The 6,662-nt window shown below is 65.6% G+C and carries 4 protein-coding genes; 1 reads left to right on the forward strand and 3 read right to left on the reverse strand.

What is annotated here, in order from left to right:
- The 3 genes from ABZ293_RS41815 to ABZ293_RS41825 all read right to left on the reverse strand — a co-directional run.
- The coding region (locus ABZ293_RS41815) for a MoxR family ATPase (protein ID WP_355189883.1) at positions 1-1,064 on the reverse strand (1,064 nt) is incomplete at its 3' end.
- A 138-nt stretch (positions 1,065-1,202) separates the two neighbouring features.
- Complete coding sequence (locus tag ABZ293_RS41820) at positions 1,203-2,630, reverse strand: NlpC/P60 family protein (protein WP_355189884.1); 1,428 nt, start codon at positions 2,628-2,630, stop codon at positions 1,203-1,205.
- Between the two features lie 264 nt (positions 2,631-2,894).
- The gene (locus tag ABZ293_RS41825; protein ID WP_355189885.1) at positions 2,895-3,470 is read right to left on the reverse strand and encodes a DUF6676 family protein; all 576 of its coding nucleotides are present in this window, start codon (positions 3,468-3,470) and stop codon (positions 2,895-2,897) included.
- 334 nt (positions 3,471-3,804) lie between these two features.
- On the opposite strand from ABZ293_RS41825, the gene ABZ293_RS41830 reads away from it, so the two are divergent.
- Entirely contained in the window at positions 3,805-6,621 is a 2,817-nt protein-coding gene (locus ABZ293_RS41830) for an aconitate hydratase (protein ID WP_355189886.1), read from the forward strand.
- Positions 6,622-6,662: the final 41 nt, after the last annotated feature.

Raw genomic sequence — 6,662 nt, forward strand, 5'->3', positions numbered from 1 at the left:
GCCGCGGCGCCCGGCGCGACCGCCTGCGGCGCGACCTGCGGCAGGCCGACCGTCTGCAGCACCCGCTTGATCACATCGTCCGGGCTGATCTCGTCGGCGAGTGCGTCATAGGACAGCACCAGACGGTGGCGCAGCACATCCGGAATCACCTCGACGACATCCTGCGGCACCACATAGTCGCGGCCGCGGATCAGCGCGACGGCGCGGGCGGCGGCGATGATGCCGAGGCTGGCGCGCGGCGAGGCGCCGTAGGCGATCCAGTTCGCCACATCCTGCATGCCGAAGTCGGCGGGCTTGCGGGTCGCCGCGATCACCCGGACCACGTAGTCGACCAGCGCGTGGTGCACGAAGGTATTCGCGGCCACCTGCTGCAGCCGGATCAGCTCGACGGGTTCCAGGATCGGCTTGGCCTCCGGCGGGGTGACACCCATCCGGTAGATGATCTCGCGCTCTTCCTCCACCGACGGGTAGTCGACGACGACCTTGAACAGGAAGCGGTCGCGCTGCGCCTCGGGCAGCGGGTACACGCCCTCGCTCTCGATCGGATTCTGCGTCGCCATGACGAGGAACGGATCGGGCATCGGGTAGGTCTTGCCGCCGATCGACACATGCCGCTCGGCCATCACTTCCAGCAGCGCGGACTGCACCTTCGCGGGCGCGCGGTTGATCTCGTCGGCGAGGACGAAGTTCGCCACGACCGGACCGAGTTCGGTATCGAATTCCTCGCGGCCCTGGCGGTAGATCCGGGTACCGATGAGGTCGGTCGGGACCAGGTCGGGGGTGAACTGGACGCGGGAGAACGAACCGCCGACCACCCTGGCGAAGGTCTCCACCGCAAGGGTTTTGGCGATACCCGGCACACCCTCGAGCAGTACGTGGCCACGCGCCAGCACCCCGACGAGCAGCCGTTCGACGAGCCGATCCTGACCCACGATTACGCGCTTGACCTCGTATATCGCCTTCTCCAGGGTCTGGACGTCACGCTCCAGGGTGCTGGATGCGGGAGCAGCGGCCGCTTTCACCAAATTTGCCCCGCTCACACCGTCCGTCGAAGTCACCAACATCCCCGCTTTCGCTTTGGTCCTGTGCGTGCTGCCACAACTATTCCAGGTGATGGCCGCATACGCCGCAACCGGACCCGAGATCACGGCAAATCAACAGATTCGCGCGTCGGGTTCGCGGCGTACGGCCCCAGCCTAGGGTCAGCTGACGATCCGCACCGCGTACGGCATGATGCCGCCCTCACGCACCGGAGACACCCGCACGACCTCGCCGGATTGCGGCGCCTCGACCATCTTGCCGTTGCCGAGGTAGAGCGCGACGTGTTCGCTGCCGTTCGGCCCCCAGAACAGCATGTCGCCGCGGGTGCGCTGACCGACGGGCACCCGGGTGCCCGCGTTGTACTGATAGCCGCTGTAGTGCGGCAATGACACGCCGATTCCGGCGAAGGCGTAGATCATCAGACCCGAGCAGTCGAAGCCGACCTTGTCGTAATCGCCGTAGCTGTCGGCAACGCCGCCGTCGTGGATCCCGAGGGTCGGCCCGTCCTCATCGCCGCCGCCCCAGGCGTAGTCGACACCGAGCTGCGATATGGCGCGATCGACAACGGTTTCGACGGCCGCGGAGCCGCCGATGGATGGCATGTTCGGCCCGGTCGCCCGCGGCCGGGTCTTGCGCGGTGGCGGCGAATCGTCCAGCTGGACGTGTGGACGCCTACCCTCACCCGCATGCGCTGCGCGCTCCTTCGCGGCCTGATCCTGCGCGGCCCGCGCGGCGGCCGCCGCGGCGGCCGCGCGCACGGCGGCCTCCTCGGCCTTGCGCTGCTCGTCCCAGGCCAGATAGGCCTCGCGTTGTCCTTGCAACCCGGCCACATTCGCACGCGCGACATCCAAACGTCCCTGTGCCGATGTGCGCTCGCGTAGTAGGCCCTCTCGCTGTCCGGCCTGCTGATTCTGTTCGGCCTGCACCGCGGCGACCGCATGCTCGGCGTCGGCCTTCTTCTGCTCGGCCGCTGCGGCGGCCGCATCGGCGACCGACTTAGCTTGCCGCGCAATGGAGTTCCTATTGCCCTGATCGATCTGAGCGCGGCGCAACGAGTCCAGTACCGACTGCTGGTTCTTCGACACCAGGGTGAATATCTGAGCGCGGTCGAGTGCGAGGTCCGGATTCGCCGAAGACAGATAGGTGACCACCGAGGTCGCCGCGGGCCGGCTGTAGGCCTGCACCGCGAATTGGTCGAAGTTGCGGCGGGCCTGTTCGACCTGGGCTCCGGCATCGACGAGTTCGCGCTGGGTGTCCACGACCGCGGCGGCGGCCACATCGGCGGCATCGCGCGCGTCCTGCAGATCGACGAGGGCTTTATTGACCGCTTCGCGCCTCTGGGCGACCACAGCGTCTAGTTCCTGCAGCTTCTGATCCGCGGCGGCAACCTGGTTGATCAGCGCGCCGACCTCGCTCACTCCGGCATCGACCTGCGCTCCGGCATCGGCGATCTGGCTGTCGCTCGGGTTGGGTGGGGCAGGCGGCACCGCGGCAACGGGTCCGGCCGTGACGAATAGCGCCGCGGTGACCAGCAACCCCAGAGCGACCCACAGTGGACGCTGAGAACCGGCTACGCCGACGTTGCGCATCGCACCTCCCAAAGGACCCGATTCGGCTTAACCTCACGAGCCCCCTGCGAACCATCCCGCTCAGTGGTTGACAGATAGCTCTCTCAACACTCTTTCCCCATCAGGATCATTCGAACCGTACGACACATCCTTCACCAATGTAACTCCAGCAACAGAAATACAGCCGCGAAATTTACCCATTGCCGCAAAATAGCCAGACGGGCATGAGGATTTGGTCGGGAAAAACGCACCGACTGTCAGGAAAAGTTGCTGAACGGAAACCCGCTATGAAGTGGAGCCCAGGTCGTCGTCGCGCCCCAAGACCCCTACCGGCACAGACTCCCCAGCAGGCCGGCGAGACTTGATCCAATAGAGTCCGCCGACCAAGACTGCCGTACCGACGAGCAACACACTGGTGATCGCGGTCCAGGAGAACGTCTCCGGCCGCTCCAGCTGATCGACGAAAAGCTGCGCCGCCTGCGCCGATTGCCCCTGCGTGCTCTTGGAAAAGTCCTCGGCCCGTTCCAGCTTCACCCGGCTGATCGAATCGCTATAGGTGCCGACCCAATCGTCGCTGAACACCACCACGGTCCCGTGCTCGGACTTGCCGATCTCGGTGGCGAGGTCACGTAGATTGGAGTCGTGGCCGGGATTGCCGGGAATCACCACGATGCTGAGCTCGATGCCATGGGCCCGAGCGTCGGCAACAACCGCCTCGAGTGCGTCCTGATCCTTACCCTTCGGGGTGGCGATGTGGTTGTCGACCACATCCTCTTTGATCTGAACCAAGGTCTTGTCGTCGATACCAGGCGGCAATTCGGCGCGCATGGGGGTAAGAACCGAGGTGTACGAGACGGTCATCTTCCATCCGGTCTGTCGAGCCGCATCGGGACGCGAGGCGACGGGCATACAACACTGCGGGATCAACCGGTGCCTGCCCACCGGTCGTCCCGACCAACTCGCAAGCACAGTACGCGACGGAGTGTCGCAGCACCTTCGGACGGCGCGCCGAACGGCACCCGCGCGTTTCACAGGACAAGCGTACTGTTAGGCTCGAAGGCGCGAGGAGCCAGTACCTTCCAGCGCTGGAGCCCTCCAAAGACGTAACCGTAGCGACCGCTTTCGGGTCGCTCGGAAAGACCGGCCATCGGCACAGCCCCGCCGATGGCCACCCTCACAGACGAGTGGAGCTGACGTGACGACAAGTATCGATACTTTCGGCGCCAAGGGCACCCTCGAGGTCGGAAGCAACTCCTACGAGATCTTCCGTCTCTCGGCCGTGCCGGGCACCGAGAAACTCCCCTACGCACTGAAGGTCCTCGCGGAGAATCTGCTCCGCACCGAGGACGGCGCCAACATCACCGCCGATCACATCCGTGCCATCGCGAGCTGGGATCCGTCGGCTCAGCCGAACACCGAGATCCAGTTCACCCCGGCGCGGGTGATCATGCAGGACTTCACCGGTGTGCCCTGCATCGTCGACCTGGCCACCATGCGTGAGGCCGTCGCCACCCTCGGCGGCGACCCGGACAAGGTCAACCCGCTTGCCCCCGCCGAAATGGTCATCGACCACTCCGTCATCATCGACGTATTCGGCCGTGCGGACGCCTTCGAGCGCAATGTCGACATCGAATACCAGCGCAACGGTGAGCGCTACCAGTTCCTGCGTTGGGGCCAAACGGCTTTCGACGATTTCAAGGTCGTTCCGCCGAGCACCGGCATCGTGCACCAGGTCAACATCGAGCACCTGGCCCGCGTCGTCATGGTCCGCAACGGCCAGGCCTACCCGGACACCTGTGTCGGCACCGACTCGCACACCACCATGGTCAACGGCCTCGGCGTATTGGGCTGGGGCGTCGGCGGTATCGAGGCCGAGGCGGCCATGCTGGGCCAGCCGGTCTCCATGCTCATCCCACGCGTCGTCGGCTTCAAGCTGACCGGTGAGATCAAGCCGGGTGTGACCGCCACCGACGTCGTGCTCACCGTCACCGATATGCTGCGCAAGCACGGTGTGGTCGGCAAGTTCGTCGAGTTCTACGGCAAGGGCGTCTCCGAGGTGCCGCTGGCCAACCGCGCCACCCTGGGCAATATGAGCCCCGAATTCGGTTCCACCGCAGCGATCTTCCCGATCGACGAGGTGACCGTCGACTACCTGAAGCTGACCGGCCGCTCCGATGAGCAGGTCGCGCTGGTCGAGGCCTACGCCAAGGAGCAGGGCCTCTGGCACGACGCCGATAACGAGCCCGCCTACTCGGAGTACCTGGAGCTGGACCTGAGCACCGTGGTGCCGTCCATCGCCGGTCCGAAGCGTCCGCAGGACCGAATCCTGTTGTCGGAGAGCAAGACCGCCTTCCGCAAGGACATCCACAATTACACCAATGACGCGGAGAGCGGTCCGGCTGCCGCGACGCCGCACACCCACCTGGACGAGGCCATCGAGGAGTCCTTCCCGGCCAGCGATCCGGCGGTGCTCTCCTTCGCCGAAGACGACGCCGTGCTGCCCTCGGCCGCGAACGGCGCGGTTGGCCGCCCGTCCAAGCCGGTCAAGGTCTCCACCGAGGAGTACGGCGACTTCGTGCTGGACCACGGCGCGGTCGTGGTCGCCTCGATCACCTCCTGCACCAACACCTCCAACCCGTCGGTCATGCTGGGCGCGGCCCTGCTGGCCCGCAACGCGGTGGAGAAGGGCCTGACCCGCAAGCCGTGGGTGAAGACCTCGATGGCCCCGGGCTCGCAGGTCGTCAACGGCTACTACGAAAAGGCCGGCCTGTGGCCGTACCTGGACAAGCTGGGCTTCAACCTGGTCGCGTTCGGTTGCGCCACCTGCATCGGCAACACCGGTCCGCTGCCGGAGGAGATCTCCAAGGCGGTCAACGACAACGACCTGAGCGTCACCGCGGTGCTTTCCGGCAACCGCAACTTCGAGGGCCGCATCTCCCCCGACGTGAAGATGAACTACCTTGCTTCCCCGCCGCTGGTCATCGCCTACGCGCTCGCGGGCACCATGGACTTCGACTTCGAGAACGACGCGCTCGGCACGGACACCAACGGCAACGAGGTGTTCCTGAAGGACATCTGGCCCTCGCCGCAGGAAATCCAGGACACCATCGACCGGGTCATCTCCCGCGATATGTTCCTCGAGGACTACAAGGACGTCTTCAAGGGTGACGAGCGCTGGCGTTCGCTGCCGACCCCGGAGGGCAAGACCTTCGAGTGGGCCGAGGAGTCGACCTACGTCCGCAAGCCTCCGTACTTCGAGGGCATGCCGCAGACGCCGGAGCCGGTCACCGATATCAAGAGCGCGCGTGTGCTCGCGCTGCTGGGCGATTCGGTCACCACCGACCACATCTCCCCCGCGGGCAACATCAAGCCGGGCACCCCGGCCGCGCAGTACCTGGAAGCCAACGGCGTCGAGCGCAAGGACTACAACTCCTACGGCTCGCGTCGCGGTAACCACGAGGTGATGATCCGCGGCACCTTCGCCAACATCCGGCTGCGCAACCAGCTGCTCGACGATGTCTCGGGCGGTTACACCCGCGACTTCACCCAGGACGGTGGCCCGCAGGCGTTCATCTACGACGCCTCGCAGAACTACCAGGCCGCGGGCATCCCGCTGGTCGTGCTGGGCGGCAAGGAGTACGGCTCGGGTTCCTCGCGTGACTGGGCCGCCAAGGGCACCTCGCTGCTCGGCGTGAAGGCCGTCATCACCGAGTCCTTCGAGCGCATCCACCGCTCGAACCTCATCGGTATGGGCGTCATCCCGCTGCAGTTCCCGGCCGGTGAGTCGGCCGCGTCGCTGAAGCTGGACGGCACCGAGACCTTCGATATCGAAGGCATCACCAAGCTGAACGAGGGTGTGACTCCGAAGACCATGAAGGTCACCGCCACCAAGGAGAACGGTGATGTGGTCACCTTCGACGCGGTGGTTCGGATCGACACCCCCGGTGAGGCCGACTATTACCGCAACGGTGGCATCCTGCAGTACGTGCTGCGCAATATGATTCGCGGCTGATCGACTGTGCTGTAGTGGGTCCGCGCACCGCCATCGTGCGG

Origin of the sequence: Nocardia sp. NPDC005998 (assembly GCF_040614395.1) — a bacterium.
GTDB lineage: Bacteria > Actinomycetota > Actinomycetes > Mycobacteriales > Mycobacteriaceae > Nocardia.